The following is an 18,357-nucleotide window of genomic DNA, read 5'->3' on the forward strand; positions in this document are numbered from 1 at the left end:
ATATGAATCAAAATAGCAGGATGCCAGCCCTGTCGGTCTTTCAGAAATGCTTATGGAGCACGTGCGGGACGCGGATCCCACTCATTTCCTGCGTTTCCGTGCATATCGCCGGGGAGTTGGATCGCTTACGATTGCAGGATGCGGTACAGAAGGTTGCGCAAAGGCATGAGATGCTGCGTACGGTGTATAAAGAAGATCCACAGGGAAACTTGGTACCTGAGATCATGGATACGCTGGTCTGCCATCACCGGTGGCTGGAGGTAGATGATCTCAGTGAAATCGATCAGGTCTTCACGGGGCAGACGGATGGAGCGCAATTCCGGCTTGCAAATTTTATAAAGGAAGGTATTTCATACCGGATCGACCTTTGCCGGCTTTCGGACCGGGAATTCTACTTTTTGCTCACAATGCCTTCTGTTTCCGTCGATGCTCATTCGTTGCAGCAGGCGGCCCGGGAGATCTGTATGGCCTACCTGGGTCAGGACCCGGCGGGCGAGGTCATCCAATATCGTCAATTTACAGATTGGCAGGCCGGCATCGCTCAATCTCCCGAGCCGGCAGCGGAAGACTATTGGAACAGGATCGATCCCGGGGAATTCAACTTTTCACTCGTCATGCAGGATCGCTTTGAGATTTCGGAGCGTTCTGCGCAAATGTACAGGTTCACCTTGCCAACGGAGCAAACAGCGCAGTTGGGGCTGCTTTCAAAAAAGCTGGGCGCATCGGTGAGGGACATCCTGTTCACGGGTTTCGCCATTTTGATACAACGGTATGCTGAACAGGAGCATATAGGAATAGGATTTGTGAATAACAGCCGGCATTATGATGAGCTGTTACGCACTATCGGACCCATGAGCAGGACTTTGCCTGTCCAGGCGCCGATGCGTCCTACGCAATCTTTCAGAGAGGTAGCTAATAAGATAAAAAGAACATTGCAGCATGCCATCGGGTGGGAAGACTATTACCCGCCGGCGCAGAGGTTGTTCGGAGCAGGATTTGAATATTTGCAACTGGATACCATGCGCTGGGCGGATGACTACACGGTGTTTGCCATTTCGGATCTGAGATCCGAAACGGATTATTTTCCCGTAAGGTTGATCTGCTATGATTACGGAGACGAGGTTCGGTTTATACTGGCATTTGACAACGGACTTTTTTCAGAAAATGCCATACAACTGATGTCCAGGCATTTTTTACGCCTGCTGCAGGAAATACTGATCCGGCCGGACGATGCGATAGCTGCCTATTCCACCCTGGATGATCATGAATTTCAACAGGTCACTGCCGGCTTTAACAGGACGGAGCAGGCTTTTCAAAACAGGACCAGCATCCTCTCCCTATTTGAAGAACAGGCTGCGCTGTATCCTGACCGCGAAGCTGTGGTATTCGAAGCCACCAGGATGACGTATAAGCAGTTGAATGAAAAGGCGAATCAATTGGCTAACTATCTGCGGGGGCACTATGCGATCGCACCCAACGATATTATCGCGGTGAAACTCCGGAGGTCCGAGCGGATGATCATAGCCATTCTTGCTATCCTGAAAGCAGGGGGGGCGTACCTGCCGCTTCATCCATTCTATCCGGCTGAACGGAACAGGCATATCATGGAAGAGGCGGGTATAAAAGCATTACTGACGGATTCGGAATATATGTTCGATACGGCTGGTGAGCTCAACGGCCATCTATTTATACTGGATATAATGCTGGACGGTCTCGAGGAGGGTACATCCGACCCGGGTCCTGTCAATAAAGCCTCCGATCTCGCCTATGTGATCTATACTTCAGGGTCTTCCGGACAGCCCAAAGGCGTTGAGATCACCCATTATTCACTTCTGAATTATGTCAACTGGTGCAAGGACCGTCATTCCATCTGCCCCTCCGACAAGACTGTTTTATTTTCTTCCATAGCGTTCGACCTTTGTTATACCAGCTTGTGGACTTCCCTGGCCTGTGGATGCTGCCTGGTCATTTTGCCCGAGACGGATTTCCTGGACCCGCAGGCATTGATCCGGCTGATCAGGGAGGAGGGGATCACCTATATCAAGCTGACGCCTTCGCATTTCAGTATGATCATGAATGACCTGGATTTTCACGAAAATGTACAGGCATACTGCTTTCGCCTGGTGGTGTTAGGCGGCGAGCGGATCAGAACCGAAGATGTAGGCAAATTCCTGGCACACCGTCCCGAAGTGGAATTTCTCAACCATTATGGACCTACCGAGACAACGATCGGGTGTATAACGCAGCCTGTTACAAGGTGGAATTTTGAAGCCTTCTGCAAAAGGCCGGTGATCGGCAGGCCTATCAGCAATACCTCCGTTTATATTTTAAATGAAGGTATGCGTCCAGTGTCTGTCGGTGAGACCGGAGAGATCTGTATTTCCGGCGACGGCCTGGCCCGCGGATACCTTAGAAATGAAAGATTGACAAAGGAGAAATTCATAGATCACCCGTTTGCCGCCGGTGCGAAGCTTTACAGGACGGGAGACAAGGGCAGGTGGACCCTGGACGGGAAGGTGGAATTTTTAGGCAGGAATGACGACCAGATCAAGATAAGAGGCTTCCGCATAGAGGTGGGGGAGATCGAAGCCGTGCTCCTGAAGCATGCGGGGATAAAGCAAGCTGCGGTCCTTGCCGTACAGAAAGAGCATGAGCTGCAGCTCGTGGCCTACGTGGTTCCTGAAGGGAGGATCGAACTTAGCGAGGTCAGGGAGTTCCTGGGCCGGTTCCTGCCTGATTACATGATCCCTGTGTATTATGTCAGGCTTCCCAATCTGCCCCTCACCGGCAACGGCAAAGTGAATAAAAAAGCACTGCCCCATCCGAAGGACGAAAGGGAGGATCAAAAGGTGAAGTATGTGGCTCCTTCCGATGAAGTGGAAACCCAGCTGGCCGGCATATGGAAAGAAGTGCTGAACAAAGAGGACATCGGGATATTGGATAATTTTTTCGAGATCGGGGGGCATTCGCTGCGGGCGGTGCAGATGGTGTCCAGGATCTATAAGGAGCTAAACGTAAAAATCGATCTGAAGAATATATTTGATACGCCAACCATTGCTTCACTGGCGGAATTGATCAGGCAGTCTGCGAAGGTGTCCTACCAGGACATCCTGCCAGTGGCAGAGCAGGAGCATTATGATCTTTCCCATTCGCAAAAGCGCTTATGGATATTGAACCAGATCAGCGGCAACAGCATTGCCTACAACAGGCTGGCCGGGTACACGCTGGATGGCAGCCTGCATGTCCGGGCATTCGATCAGGCATTTGATGCCTTAATACAGCGCCATGAGATTCTGCGAACGGTTTTTATTTCCGTTAAGGGGGAACCCAGGCAGAAGATACTTTCGGCATCCGACGCGGGCAATAGCGTGCAGCACTATGATCTCTCCATGGAAGAAGATCCGGAAGCGCAAACGACGAAGCTGGCCGGAGAGGAAGCCCATATGCCTTTCGACCTGGAAAGAGGACCGTTGATCCGCGTTAAATTGCTGAAGATATCACCTGAGAAAAGAGTCTGTCTGTTCAATATCCATCATATCATATGCGATGGATGGACGATCAGGCTGCTGATAAATGAGCTATTGGTCCTGTATGCGGCCTTCAGTAAAGGTGCGGATAATCCTTTGCCTTCCCTGAAGATCCAATACAAGGACTATGAGAATTGGCATAGGCAACAGCTGGATTCCGGGGATGGTCTGCTGCAGAAACAATACTGGCTGGATAAGTTCAGGAATATGCCTGCGGCCCTTGCATTGGAGACGGATCATCCCAGGCCTGCCGTCAAAACATTCAATGGCGACTTTGCAGAGATCTTCATCGATGAGCAATCTGTCAGTGCTTTAAACCAATTATCCCTTCATCATGGCGCCAGCCTGTTCATGAGTGTCCTTTCGGTCCTGTATGCGCTGCTTTACCGGTGCACCGGTCAAACGGATATCGTTATCGGAACTCCCATCGCGGGAAGAGAGCATGAAGGCCTGGAGGACCAGCTGGGATTTTTTGTCAACACCCTTCCGCTTAGAAGCGATTTCCATGAGAACGACAACTTTAAAGACCTGCTGTTGCATATTAAAAAGCTTACGCTGGAAGCTTACGACAACCAGGTATATCCTTATGACAAACTGGTGGACGACCTGTCACTCCATAAGGACAGGAGCAGGAATGCGCTGTTCGATGTCAATTTTGCCTGGGGCAACCAGGATTTCGCTGTTGCAGAAGAGCTGCCTGTCCCGCAGGGACTGGAGAATATTGCCGTCTCCAGCTACCGTATCCATCACGATTTCAGCAGGTTCGACCTGTCATTCCATTGCTCGGAGGTGAATGGCGGCCTGAATATAGGGCTGATATACAATACAGACCTTTTTACGGCCCGGCGTGCCCGGCAAATGCTGCTGCATTTCAAGGAGCTGACCGCATCTGTCATAAGCGATCCGGATCTGCCCATTAGATCCCAGCGTATCCTTCCGGATGCCGAAGTCTCCTTTATTTTACAGCAGGGCAACGCAGCGGCAAGTATCGCAGATGCCGGCCATACGGCGCCGGGGCTTTTCCAACGGCAAGCCGGGCTGCACCCCGGGGACATTGCGTTGGTTGTCGGAATGGAAGAGATAAGCTATGGCCGCCTGAACAGGAGGGCCAATCAACTGGCGGACCTTCTCGGATCACTGGGGGTAGAGAAAAATTCCGTCATCGCCATCCTGGTCAGGGACCCGGTGAACCTGCATATCTCTTTAATGGGGGCCATGAAAGCGAACTTCCCCTGGTGTATCCTCGATCCGGGCCATCCGGCTGGAAGGCTGGAAAAGATGATCAGGGCCGCTGAAGCAAGCATTCTTATATCGGACAAGGAGCAGGAGGACCTTGCCGCCGGCTTACAAGACAAATGCGACGGCATAGCTGCCCGCCTGTGTTATGGCCTCTCCGGCAACCTGCAGCAAACAGACCTCGATCGCTATTCCCCGGATGACCCTGCCGGCGGGCCCTCACCGCAAAGCATCGCTTATATAAAATGTTCCTCCATCTCCACGGTCGAAATTCGATGCATCCGGATAACGCATGCTGCTTTGGCGGGTTACCTGCAATATTGTAATAAAATATTTTTTGGCGACGGGGGAGGAGGGAATATGGCGTCATTTACCTCTCCTGCCGCAGATGGTGCTTTGACCTCGCTGCTTTGCCCATTGATTGCCGGGAAGAAAGTCTTCGACTATTCCGGTAAGGACCTGGGCCAGGCTTTTTTCGAGATGTTCCTGAATCCCGGGCTGGACATTGTCAAAATATCTCCCGACCAGATCGTGGACCTTGATAAAATGCCGTACGTTCCCACGGAGATCAGGAAGATCGTTGTTCAAGGCGAACAGCTGGCCGGACGTCAGATCGACATGCTCCGGGCATTCAACCCTCAAATGCAGATTTTCCAGGAGCATGGATTTGTCGCCCATTCAGTGTCATTTGCCCTTACGGAGATCTCCGGCGATAATCATATTTGCCGTGTGGCCGGGGACCAGGTATTGATATTGGATAAAAATGGTGAGCTATTGCCTTTCGGATGTGTGGGAGAGATATGTCTTCGTGCATCCGGCGGCGAAGGAGCTTTGCTAAGAACACGACTGCTGGGGAAATGGTCGCCTGCCGGACAGCTCCTGGTGACCGGAAACAAAGAAGGCTTTGTTTCCATTGACTTCCAGGAAATTTCAATGGAGGAGATCGCGGACCTGATAAGGTCTTTAACGAATGAGGCGGCGTGCACCGTGGCCATGGAGGGACAGGCCGGCGAAAGACGCCGTATGATCGTGTACTTGACGGGGGACCATCACCTGCCCGGTGTGCAACAAAGGCTCGGGGAATATTTGCCGGCCATGATGATCCCTGCCCATCTTATCGCCCTGCCTGCTGATTGGGAAAAGAGCGGCGGATCCATACTCCCGGAGACGTTTGCCGGCAATGTAGATTTCGAGCTTGCCAGAAGAGGAGCTTATATTCCTCCCCGCGACGGGGTGGAAAGCAAGCTGGTGGAGATCTGGGAGAAAGTCCTTGGGCATAAGAACATCGGCATCAGCGATAATTTCTTCGATCTGGGCGGACACTCACTGAAAGCAATACAGGTGGTTACCGGAATTTACAGTGAATTGAATTGTGTTGTCAACATCGGGGACATATTTTCAAATCCCTGTATCCAACAGCTGCGTGATCTGATGGCAACCTTACAGAAAAAGGAGTATCAACCGATACAGCCTGTGGACATACAGGAATATTATGACGCGTCCCATGCCCAGAAACGGTTGTGGGTCGTTGACCAGGTGGACGAGGCAGGCATTGCCTACAATTCCGTAAAGTCAAAGATCTTCAACGGTGAGCTGGACGAGGCCGCATTCCAACGGTCTTTTAAAGAGCTGGTATGGCGTCATGAGATCTTACGTACCACCTTTGCCGTAATAGACGGAGAGGTCAAACAAAAGGTGAATAGTGATGGGGCCAATCATTTTGAGATGGAATGCATCGATCTCCGACATGCCGTGGAAAAGGAACAAATGGCAAAAAGCCTGTCCGACGAAATAGTCCTCAAACGATTTGACCTGGAAAAAGGCCCCCTATTGCGTGCTGTGCTGATAAGGCTGGAAGAGAAGAAATATCTTTTCCTCCTTTCGATACATCATATTATTTCAGACGCGTGGTCCATGGATGTCCTGATAGGAGAAATATCCTCTCTTTATGATGCTTTTAGCGCCGGACGGGAGAGTCCGCTCGCGCCGCTGCGCATCCAATATAAAGACTTCACCCGCTGGCAGGACCAACAATTGAAGGGGCAGCAGGGCACGGAGCTAAAGGTGTTCTGGTCGGATCTTTTGGAGGGCGCGCCACTGTTGAACCTGCCGACGGATAACAGCCGTCCGCAGATAAAGACCTTTAACGGGGCATCCTGCTTATTCTTTATGGATAAGACGCTGAAAGATGCGCTTTCTAAAAAGGCCAGGCAGTACGATGCCAGCCTGTTCATGCTGCTCTTTGCCTCCCTGAGCGCTTTGTTCTATCAATACACAGGGGAGAATGATGTCGTCCTGGGTACACCGGTGGCCGGCAGAGATCACGAAGACCTGAAAGACCAGATCGGTTTGTATGCCAATACGCTGCCCGTACGTATCAGATTTTCCCACAAGGCCGGATTCAGGCAATTAATGGATAAGGTTAAGCAGACCCTTATAGAAATCTATGCTCATTCGATGTACCCTTTTGATAGAATGGTGGAAGACCTGCATCTTCCCCAGGTGCCAGGCAGGTCTCCCCTGTTTGAAGTGATGGTAGTGTTACAAAACAACAGGGCAGACCAGGCATCGTTGCCGGCCAATGTCAGTATGGAAGGATATAGCCTGAACATCGCCTCCACCAAGTTCGATCTCTCTTTTTATTTCATCGAGCTGGATGACGGCATCGGGTGCGAGATACGGTATAACAAGGACCTGTTCAACAAGGCACGCATAGACCAGATGTCGCAGGAATTAAGGTCCCTGCTGGAATATGTGCTGCATGATGACCTGCGGCCTGTGGATGAGATACCATTGAAAAGCGAGGCGTTGAGCGCATTTCTGCAGAGTGGCAGCAAAGTAGACAAAGAGACGGATGTCGAATTCTCGTTCTGAAAAGTTAAATCGATAAGGGATATGAGCAATGAATTTATTATAGAAAGATATTGGGTAAAGCAGCTGAAGGGTGTTATACCTTCCCTGGCTGTTTTTCAGCAGGCCCTTTCCGAACCCGGCAAAGCGGCATTTGACAGCACTGTGCTGGAACTGCCCACTCAGCTGTTGGAGGACATCGACAGGATCACGAACCATTCGGCATTCGGCCGGTATTGTATCATGCTCACTGCATTGGGGATATTGTTGTCCAGGTATTCAGGAGAGGAAGACATCCTTATTACCACTGCGGAATACAAGCCAGGCAACGGCTTTGACGCTGAGAATGTTTCTTTCCTGCGCAACAACGTCGACCCAACCCTTACTTTGAAGGAATTGCTTTTGAGCTATAAAGACAAGATCCGGGAAAACTTAAAGCACCAGTCGTATGACTACCGGGTGCTCCTGGACAAGCTGCAGGCCGGCGAAAAGGAAAGGCGTAATTTGTTTCAGATCGGATTTGTCGATGGGACGTGCCAGAATGCTTGTGAGGGGATCAGGCAATGCGATGCATATATGGTCTTTTCCGGAGAGGGAACAAAGTTCAGCCTCACGCTGCATTTCTCTTCCGGCCCCACGTCCCCGCTGGCGGCGCAGTTCCTTCGTCACTATCGCGGTGTGCTGACGAAGATCATGCGTGATCCCGGGATCAGGGCAGGCAGCCTGGAAATACTGGACCCTTCTGAAAAAGAGGAAATTCTGGGAAGGGCCGGACATGACATGCGGCCGCTGGCGTTCTGTTCACTTCCCTTTTTGTTCCGGAAGACGGTGTCCCATATTCCGGATGCCAGGGCCGTGGCCTGGGGTGACCATTCCATGACCTATCAGGAACTGGATCTGGCCACGGACCAGCTGGCCCGATATCTCATAGCATATGACAATATACACGCCGGAGACGTCGTAGCCCTTTGCATGCCCACATCGATAAACTTTATGGTCTGCATTATCGGTGTGCTGAAAACAGGGGCGGCAGTGTTGCTGATGGCGCCGGCAGAAAATGTACAACGAGATGTGCATATCATGGAGGACAGCAGGGCAAAGCTGCTCATAACGGAGGATCGTTTTTCGGAAATTTCCCGGTACGGTGCGGCCTGTGACGGGTCGATCGCCCTTCCCGCCATCGACCCCAAAGGAGCCGCCTTTATATTGTATACTTCCGGCTCGACCGGAAAGCCCAAAGGGGCCTGCCTTACCCATGACAGCCTGAACAATATGCTCTTCTGGTATGCATCCTATTTCGATTTCAGGAGCACGGATGTATTTCCCCAGAAGACTACCGTTACTTTCGGGGATTCCATCGTGGAGCTATTGCTGCCATTGACCTATGGATCATCGACCGTTTACCTGCGTCCCTGGGACGACGTGATCAGGGACGCAGGTGCGCTGGTAAAATGGCTGAAGGATATTAGAACCACGATCCTGCAATTCGTGCCATCGGTGTTCGAAAGTATTGCAGGTATGGCCGATATCGGCACGCTCAGTCATTTGAGAGCGCTGGTGCTCAGCGGAGAGGAAGTAAAAGGACAGTATAATTTCAAATTCGATGTCTTTAACCTCTATGGATGCTCCGAAGGCACGGCTTCCTCTACCATTTGCAGGCTGGAGAACAACGGCAAAACGTCCAGGTCCATCGGGAAGCCGATCTTCAATACAGAGGTGCTTATCATGGATAAGCATCTTCAGCTATTGCCTCTCCTGGTAGTGGGAGAAATATATATTGCCGGTAGAAGCCTGGCCAGCGGTTATTTGAACAATAAGCAACTGACCAGCGAGAAGTTTATTCCCCATCCTTACCGCCCGGGCGAATGGATGTATAGAACGGGGGACATGGGGAAATTGAAGGAGGGCTATGAGATCGAGTACTGCGGCCGCAGGGACAATCAGATAAAGATCAATGGCATACGGATAGAGGCTTCTGAGATCGAGACAGCGCTGAGTGGTCATCCGCGGATACGCTCGGCATTCGTCAGCCTTGCAGAGGGGAGTATCCTTGCCGCCTATATTGTTCTCAGGGAGCCCGTCGGCGACACGGAGATCAGGGCCTACCTGGGACAGCGGCTGCCCTCTTATTTTGTCCCCCAAATATTCGTACGCCTGCAGGAGATACCGATGACCACCAGCGGTAAGGTCGACCGGAAGCGCCTGCCGCCGGTGAAACGGGGTGCGCTGAGGAACAACACTGAATTTGTCCCGCCAGCCACCGCAATGGAGCAACAGCTTGCCGGCATCTGGAAGGAGGTCTTCCAAAGTGAGGAGAACATCGGTGTGGAGCATAATTTTATCGACCTTGGAGGCCATTCGCTCCTTGCCATCAAGCTTCTGTCAAGGATAGAAAAAGAGCTGGGCATCAATATATCGTTCAGGAACTTTTTTCAATCGCCCACTATAAGGGGACTTGCTGCCGTCATCAGGGATGCGGAAAGCTCCCGGTACGAAGAGATCCGGCCTGCCGCGCCTAAAGCCTGTTACGAATTGTCCCGTGCGCAGAAAAGACTTTGGATCCTGGACCAGGCTGCTCCGGGGTCAATTACTTACAATATGTCGCAGTCATATACGCTGAAAGGACATTTGGATGTAAATGCATTTGTCAAAGCGTATGAAGCCATTATGCGGCGACATGAGATCTTGCGAACGATCTTTGTAATGTCCGGAGGCGAGCCGGGACAGAAAGTCCTTCCTTATGAAGAGGAAACATTCAAGCTTCATTACCATGACCTGCGTATCAATAATGATGCGGCGGCGGTAGCTGCAGCGTTGATCGAAAAGGCGACTAAGCATGCATTTGACCTGTCCCGGGCGCCCCTGATCACCGGATCTCTGTACCGCTGCGGTGAAGATGAATATGCTTTTGTTTGTGTGCTCCATCATATCCTTTCCGACGGATGGTCCTTCAGGGTAATGGTCAGGGAGCTCCTTGCCTTATATGAAGCATTCAGGCGGGGCATGCCCGACCCGCTGGAAACGCTCTCCATACAATATAAAGACTATGCGGAATGGCATAACAGGCTGCTTGCACTGGATACGGCCGGTGCAAGCAAAGCTTATTGGTCCGGCAAGCTGAAAGGGGACATCCCTGTATTAAGCTGGCCCCGCGTCGAAAGGGTAGAAAAGAGACTTGCGGATGGAGGAGCGCTTCGCCGTTTTATCATGGATGCGGATCTGACGGCAAGACTGCTGGAGTATAACGCTGAAAGGCAAATAACCTTGTTTATCAGCCTCACCGCATTTTTGAAAGTATTATTATATAAGCTGACGAGGGAGAGTGACATCCTCTTGGGTACGCCGGTAGCCGGCCGCAATCACACTATGCTTGAAAATCAGATAGGGCTTTATATCAATAACCTCGTCTTACGTGACCAGCTAAAGGAAGAAATGAGCTTTGCCGGCTGTGTAGCCGCCGTGAAGCAAACCGTTCTGGAAGCTTTCGACCACCAGGAGTATCCCTATGACCAGATCGTGGAAGATCTGCAGGTAAGCGCTCCCCGTGGAAAGAACCCGTTCTATGATGTATTGATCGTCATGGCGCCGGACGAAGGGATGGACATCGTTCCTCCGGATTTCGGTGGCGGCCTGGGGGTGGAAGCGCTACGCGTGGAACGCACGATCAGCAAGCTGGATTTGACGTTCTTCTTTTCCCTCAGCGACCATCTGCACCTGGGGATAGAATACAAGTCGCATCTTTTTGATGAAGTGACGATCGATAAAATGGCCGAAGGGTTCGAGTCCCTGGTGCGCTATGCCATGGACCACCCGGATTGCACCGTGCAGGAGCTGAAAGCTTCCATGGCAGATGCCGGCGCCAGGATGGAGCATATGAGTTTCAGCGACATGATGACAAAAGTGGTCGAAGAAGATTTTTAAACACGCAGCTATTTAAAATCATTGCATATTATGAAAGAATTCGTTCATGCTGTTTTCGATACGGTGGCGTCACAAAAGCCAAAGAATATTGCCGTCAGGGAACAGGACCAGGACATCGATTATGCCGGCCTGCGTGTCTTTTCGGACACCATCGCCGACAACATAGCTGGGCTGCCGTTGCCGGAGGGGGATGTGATAGGGGTATACCTCAACGCCGGAATATCCTATATCAGCTCGATCATCGGCATAAGTAAAGCCGGATGCATATTTTCCCCGCTGGACACGGCTTATCCGAAGAACAGGCTTGCCTATATATTGAACGAGGTCCGGCCGCGACTGGTCATGACGGATCGCGGAAATATGTCTACGCTGCTGCCATTGCTGCAGGAGATAGGGGAAGATGTCCTGATCATGCTCATCGATAGCCGGGAGGCCTCCCTTGAGATCCTCACTGCAGGTGAGGAGGGGCTTATGGCATATAGCAGGCCACTTCAGGTGGGCAAGGCCTCCGTAAAGATATTGGATAAGGACCAGAGCAATTACTTGCTGTATACTTCGGGGTCCACCGGAACGCCTAAAGCGGTGGAAGGATGTCACAAAAGCCTTAGTCATTTTATACATTGGGAAATAGGAGAGTTCTCGCTGGATGAAAGCGTCCGGACCGCCCAACTGGCGCCCGTGATGTTCGATGTAAGCCTGCGGGATATTTTCGTTCCGTTGCTATGCGGGGGCATGGTATGTATACCGGCTGCCGGCGTTATCCAGAGCCCCTCCCTGCTGCTGGCATGGCTGGCTGAAGCAGGAGTGACGCTTTTGCATATTGTGCCCTCCGTTTTCAGACTGCTTACAAAAGAAGTGGAAAACAACAAGGAACAGGCCGGCCGGCTTCAGCTGAAGCATATTTTGTTGGCAGGGGAGCCTTTGTATGGCAGGGATGTCCTCAACTGGAAGCAGGCGACTATCAGGGAAGTCCAGCTGGTGAACGTTTACGGCCCCTCTGAGACTACCCTCGCGAAGGTCTTTCACAGGATCGATGACCTGCCCACAGACCCGGCCGCTATCATACCCCTGGGGAAGCCTATCTCCAATACGGCGATCATTATCATCCGGAACAATAAGGTTTGCGAAATAGGCGAGATAGGGGAAATATATATCAAAACGCCTTTCCGGTCCAAAGGATACTATAAGAACCCGGCACTTACGGATAAAAGTTTTATCCAGAGCCCGCTGCACAACGATTTTCAGGACATCGTATACAAGACCGGGGACCTGGGAAAGTATGACATAGACCGCACCGTGCTGTTCGTAGGCAGACAGGACGGGCAAGTGAAGATCCGGGGGAACAGGGTGGAGCTTGCCGAGGTGGAAAAAGCGCTGAGATCCTATTCCACGATAGAGCAGGCGATTGCCCTGCCGCTGACGAACTGGGAGAAAGAGACGGTGCTGGCCTGCTATTATACGGAAAAGGAGCCTACGGCCCTTCCCGAATTGAAAGCGTTCTTAGGTCTTCACCTTCCCCTGTATATGCACCCTTCCTTTTTTATTCCGTTGCCGGAGCTCCCGTTGGGCATCAACGGGAAGGTCGATAGAAAGGCGTTGCCTATGCCCGAAGAATTACTGTATGAACAGCAGGAATACCGGGCGCCCTCTACGGCTTTGGAAGAGGAGCTGGCAAAAATATGGGCCGAAGCGCTTCGGTTGTCAAAGGTCGGTGTAGATCATTCCTTTTTTACATTAGGTGGCCATAGTTTGAACGCCACGAAAGTGGTCTCCAGAATATATAAGGAGCTTAATATCGAAATATCGCTGAAGGATTTTTTTGATAATCCGACGATCGCAGGTCTGGCGCGGTTGATAAATGACTCGATAAAAAAGGAATACCTCCCGATGGTACCCGCAGCAGCCAGGGAGCATTATGATCTTACGCATGCGCAGCGGCGCATGTGGGTATTGGACCACCTGGATTCCGACCGGGCTGCCAACAACCTCACCGGCGGGTATATCCTGGAAGGTGAATTCGACAGGGCTGCTTTTGATAAGGCCATCCAGGCCATCATCCACAGGTATGAGAACCTACGGACAGTTTTTATCATGGTGGATGACGAACCAAAGCAAAAGATACTGCCGGGAGACTCCTTTCATTTCCAATGTGAATACATCGATATGCAGGAGATGCCGCCTGCTGCGCGGGAAGCGCTTTTAGATACGATGGCGAGGGAACAGGCCGGCGCGTCCTTTGATCTTTCCAGGGGGCCGCTGTTCCGGATGAAAGTGATCAACCTCGAAGTGAAGAAGGTCCTTTGCTTTTTTACCATCCACCATATTATTTCCGACGGCTGGTCCCGCCGGATCCTGATCAGGGACCTCGCGGCGCTGTACAACGCCTTTCGCAATGGCCTGGAAGATCCATTGCCGCCCCTGAAAATACAATACAAGGACTATTCCGAATGGCAGAATCATCAGCTGCATGATGAGGAGAACATTAAGCGACACCGGCAGTTCTGGCTTACCCGGTTTGAAGGCGATGTGCCTGTGCTGCACCTGCCGACGGATGTTGACAGGCCGGCTGTGAAGACCTATGCGGGAAGATCGAAGTCATATGTTGTAAGCAAGGAAGTGACAAAGGCTATTGCTGAGATAAGCGAACAGCATGATACCAGCGTATTCATTGTTCTGCTGGCCGCTTTGAAAGTATTGCTATACAAATATACAGGCGAACCGGACATTGTCATCGGCGTGCCGGTGGCCGGAAGAGGGCATGAGGATCTGGAAGACCAGATCGGCCTGTTCATCAACACCCTTGCCATCCGAAGCAAGCTTGCCGTGGAAGATGATTTTTTGAGCTTCTTAAGGACGGTGAGAGAAAATATGCTGGATGCCATTGAACACCAGGTATATCCCTTTGATACGCTTGTAGACGAACTAAAGCTTAGCCGGGACCTGAGCCGGTCGCCCTTATTTGACGTGATGGCCATACCATTAAGCATGGACGGGATTGCGCAGGCGGACAATATGGAGAATATTGCTATCGAAGGATACCAGATGGAGCAGAAAAACTGCCTGTTCGATCTCACTTTCAAGTTCAGTTATCCGGGAGCTAACGGGGAACATATTTTGATCGAGCTGGAATACAATACGGATCTATTTACGGATAACCGGGCGGAAAAGATAGCAGACCATTATATCTCATTGCTGTCTGTATTGAAGAAGCCCTTTTGTAAGATAGAGGACATCGACTATATGCGTCCGGCGGAGAAACAAAGGTTACTGGAAGGCGTCCGGGCTCCGGAAACCTTTTATCGCGGCACGCTGCCGGAGCTGTTCCGGCGTCATGCGGAAAAGACGCCGGAGGCTATTGCCCTGCGATATGAAGGAGAAGAGATGAGCTACGGAGAGCTGGAGGAACGCAGCAACCGGCTGGGTCATTACCTGCGGGGCCGGGGGATAGAAAAAGAGGAGCGGGTTGGCATCTGCATGGAGCGGGGTTTTGGGATGATCGTCGGACTATTGGGTATTCTCAAGGCGGGAGGGGCTTATGTTCCGGTGGATCCCTCCTATCCTGCAGAAAGGGTCCGGTATATACTGTCCGACTGCGGGGCGAGGTGGGTGTTGAGCCAGGGAGCGTTACGAGGCGTCATAGATACGGGCGAGACAGCGCCGGTGTGGCTTGACGAGGATAGGGAAATCACCGCCTGCCCGGCGGATGCATTTCCCGCGGTAGCAGGTGAGGAGAACCTGGCCTATGTCATCTATACCTCTGGATCTACGGGAAATCCTAAAGGTGTAATGATCGAGCACAGGTCGGTGGTCAACCTGATCTGTTACCAGGCGAACGATTACGCATTTACGGCCGGGGAGCGTGTATTGCAATTCTCCAATCTTTGCTTTGATGCTTCTGTGGAGCAAATATGGCTGGCGCTGGCGACGGGTGGTGTGTCCGTGCTGGTCTCCAAAGAGAAGCTGCTGGACCCACAGGCCTTTGAAGCTTTTATGAGGGAGGAAAAGATAACACATTTGGATACCACGCCCGGCTTCCTGGGCGCCGTCAATCCGGAGATTGCGTACGACAGCCTGAAGAGGGTGATTGTGGGTGGCGAGGTTTGTCCTGTGCCGCTGGCCCAAAAGTGGTGTGATAAGGTCCGCTTCTATAATGAGTATGGTCCCACCGAAACGACTGTCATCGCCATGAAATTCAGGTATGGCCCTGAGAACAGGAATAGAAAGACCGTACCCATCGGCAAGCCGTTGGGGAATGCCCATATTTATATTTTGGACAAGCAGGGCCGGCTGGTGCCGGAGGGGGTGGCGGGAGAATTATATATCGGAGGTCTATTGGTGGGCCGTGGTTATTTGAACCGGCCGGAACTAAATGCGAAATATTTTTTAAACGACCCGTTTGCGGCGGGTCGTATGTACCGTACGGGAGACCTGGTAAGAACATTGGAAGACGGCAACCTGGAATACCTGGGACGTGGCGACGACCAGGTGAAGGTCCGGGGCTACCGCATAGAGCCGGGCGAGATCGAAAGAGTGCTGGAAAGCTGCGCGGGGGTCCGGCAATGCGCCGTAGTGACCCGGGCAGAGGGTTCGGGCGGCGTAAATACACTGGTGGGTTATGTCACCGCTGATGAGACATTCGATGTGCAGGCGGCGCAGGCAGCCATGCGCCGGCAACTGCCGGACTTTATGGTTCCGGGTATATTGGTCCGGGTACCGGAGATGCCGCTGACGGCGAATGGAAAGGTAGACCGGAAAGCGCTTGCCTGCAGGGAGCTCCACAGGCAGGAAACGGTGTCCTATGAAACGGCCCGCAATGCAACGGAGGTTTTGCTGGTAAGAATATGGAAAGAGGTCCTGGGAAGAAACGAGATAGGCATCAGCGATAATTTCTTTGAATCAGGCGGAGACTCGATCAAGGCCATCCAGATCACGGCCAGGGCATACAAGGAGGGATATAAGATCAATATGCGGGATATTTTCCAGTTCCCTTTTATCAAGGACCTGGCAAAGGTCATGAAGAAGACCGTACATATACCTGATCAATCGCCGGTGGAAGGGACCATTCCTTTAACGCCCATCCAACAGGAATTTTTCAACACAGTAAGTGTCAGGCCGGACCACTATAATCAGGCAATCCTGTTATACCATCACAACGGACTGGAAGCAGATCCTTTGAAACAGGCGCTCTCCGCCATCCTCCGGCATCACGATATGCTGAGGGCCGTATTTTACAGGGATCAGCACGGGACGATGATCCAGGAAGTGGCGCCGGGGCAAGAGTTGCCGCACTTCGAAGAGTATGATTTGCGGGGTAAGGAAGGGGCCTTGCAGCTCATGCAGGAAAAGGCGGCCGGGATACAGGCAGGAATAGACCTGCGGACGGGGCCGCTAATGAAAACCGCTTTATTTAAACTGGATGACGGCGAGCGGCTGCTGATAGTGATACACCATCTTGTCATTGATGGCGTATCCTGGCGGATACTTTTGGAGGACCTTGAGCATCTGTACAGGCATTTCAGAGAGGGGAAAGGATCGCACCTGGCGCCCAAAAGCGATTCTTACAAAGTATGGTCGGAAAGGTTGCGCGCGTACGCCGACAGTACAGTGTTCCTTAAAGAGAAGGAGCACTGGAAATTATTCAATTCATATTCGCCGGTCGTATTACACACAAGCGCGGAGACAAACCTCGTAAAGGACGCGGGAAATTTCTCTTTTTCACTTTCCGCGAATGAAACCGAGCTGCTGCTCACCCGGGTCCATATCCCCTTTTCCACCGAGATCAACGATATTCTTCTGGCTGCCCTGGCCATGGCTATTAAAAAGAGAGCAGGGCTGGCTAAGATCGCAATCGACATGGAAGGACATGGAAGGGAGGAAGTGCTGGATAATATGGATGTCAGCAGGACCATCGGGTGGTTCACTACCGTCTATCCCGTACTATTGGAACTGACACCTGGAGATGATCCCGGCCTGCAGATAAAGACGGTGAAAGAAGCATTGAGAAGAACGCCTAATAAAGGAATTGGATATGGCATCCTTAAATACCTGACCTCGCCGGAGCATAAACAGGATGTGAAATTCCACCTGAAGCCACAGATCGGGTTCAATTACCTTGGCGAACTGGCTACCAGGAACCAGGAATCTTTTTTCCGGATGTCCAGAGAAAGTAAAGGATCCATAAAAGACGCGGGCGCCGAAAGAGCACACGAGCTGGAAGTGTCGGGCTTCATAAGAGACAACCAGCTGAGCATGGACATCGAATACAATGTACATCACTTTCGCGCGGAGGAGATCCAGGCGATAGGGCTGGCTTACAAGGACGCCTTGTCAACGGTCATTTCATTTTGCGTTGCGTTCGAGGAGCGGGAATTGACGCCCAGCGACCTTGTATTTAAAGGATTGTCCATGCAGGACCTTGATACTTTCTTCGACTAAATGTAGATTATGCTTTTAAAGAAAAACATACAGAATATTTTTAGGTTATCTCCCGCCCAGGAGGGTTTGTATTTCCATTACCTGGCGGGAGATAAGCCATCGGCGTATATCGAGCAGCTGTCCTACCGGATCCATGGTTTGCTGGACGTGGGTATTGCAAAGGCGAGCTGGGAGTATTTGTTTTCCCGGCATGAGGTGCTGCGGACGGTGTTCAACCATAAGAAGATGGATATTCCGTTGCAGGTGGTGCTGAAGGAAAGGGAGGTAGACCTTTGCTATCATGATATCAGCCATGAACCTGACGCGCATGTCAAAGAGGCGCTTATCCAGGACTTTAAGAAGGTTGACCGTTCCAGGCCATTCAATCTGAATGAGGATGTGCTGGTCC

General features: G+C 51.6%; 4 protein-coding genes. All 4 read left to right on the forward strand.

What is annotated here, in order from left to right:
- The first annotated feature begins 2 nt into the window (after nt 1–2).
- A complete protein-coding gene (locus Q4E93_RS34205) occupies nt 3–7,637 on the forward strand; it encodes an amino acid adenylation domain-containing protein (RefSeq protein ID WP_303592600.1) in 7,635 nt (2,544 codons plus the stop codon).
- A gap of 21 nt (nt 7,638–7,658) precedes the next feature.
- Nucleotides 7,659–11,534, forward strand: coding sequence for a condensation domain-containing protein (locus Q4E93_RS34210; protein WP_303592602.1), 3,876 nt, complete (start codon nt 7,659–7,661; stop codon nt 11,532–11,534).
- A 30-nt stretch (nt 11,535–11,564) separates the two neighbouring features.
- On the forward strand, nt 11,565–17,969 hold the full coding sequence (locus Q4E93_RS34215; protein ID WP_303592604.1) for a non-ribosomal peptide synthetase: 6,405 nt from the start codon (nt 11,565–11,567) through the stop codon (nt 17,967–17,969).
- A gap of 9 nt (nt 17,970–17,978) precedes the next feature.
- Nucleotides 17,979–18,357: condensation domain-containing protein (locus tag Q4E93_RS34220; RefSeq protein WP_303592605.1), on the forward strand; the 379-nt coding region annotated here is incomplete at its 3' end.

It is taken from the genome of Flavitalea plasmicola (assembly GCF_030546645.1).
Taxonomy (GTDB): domain Bacteria; phylum Bacteroidota; class Bacteroidia; order Chitinophagales; family Chitinophagaceae; genus Puia.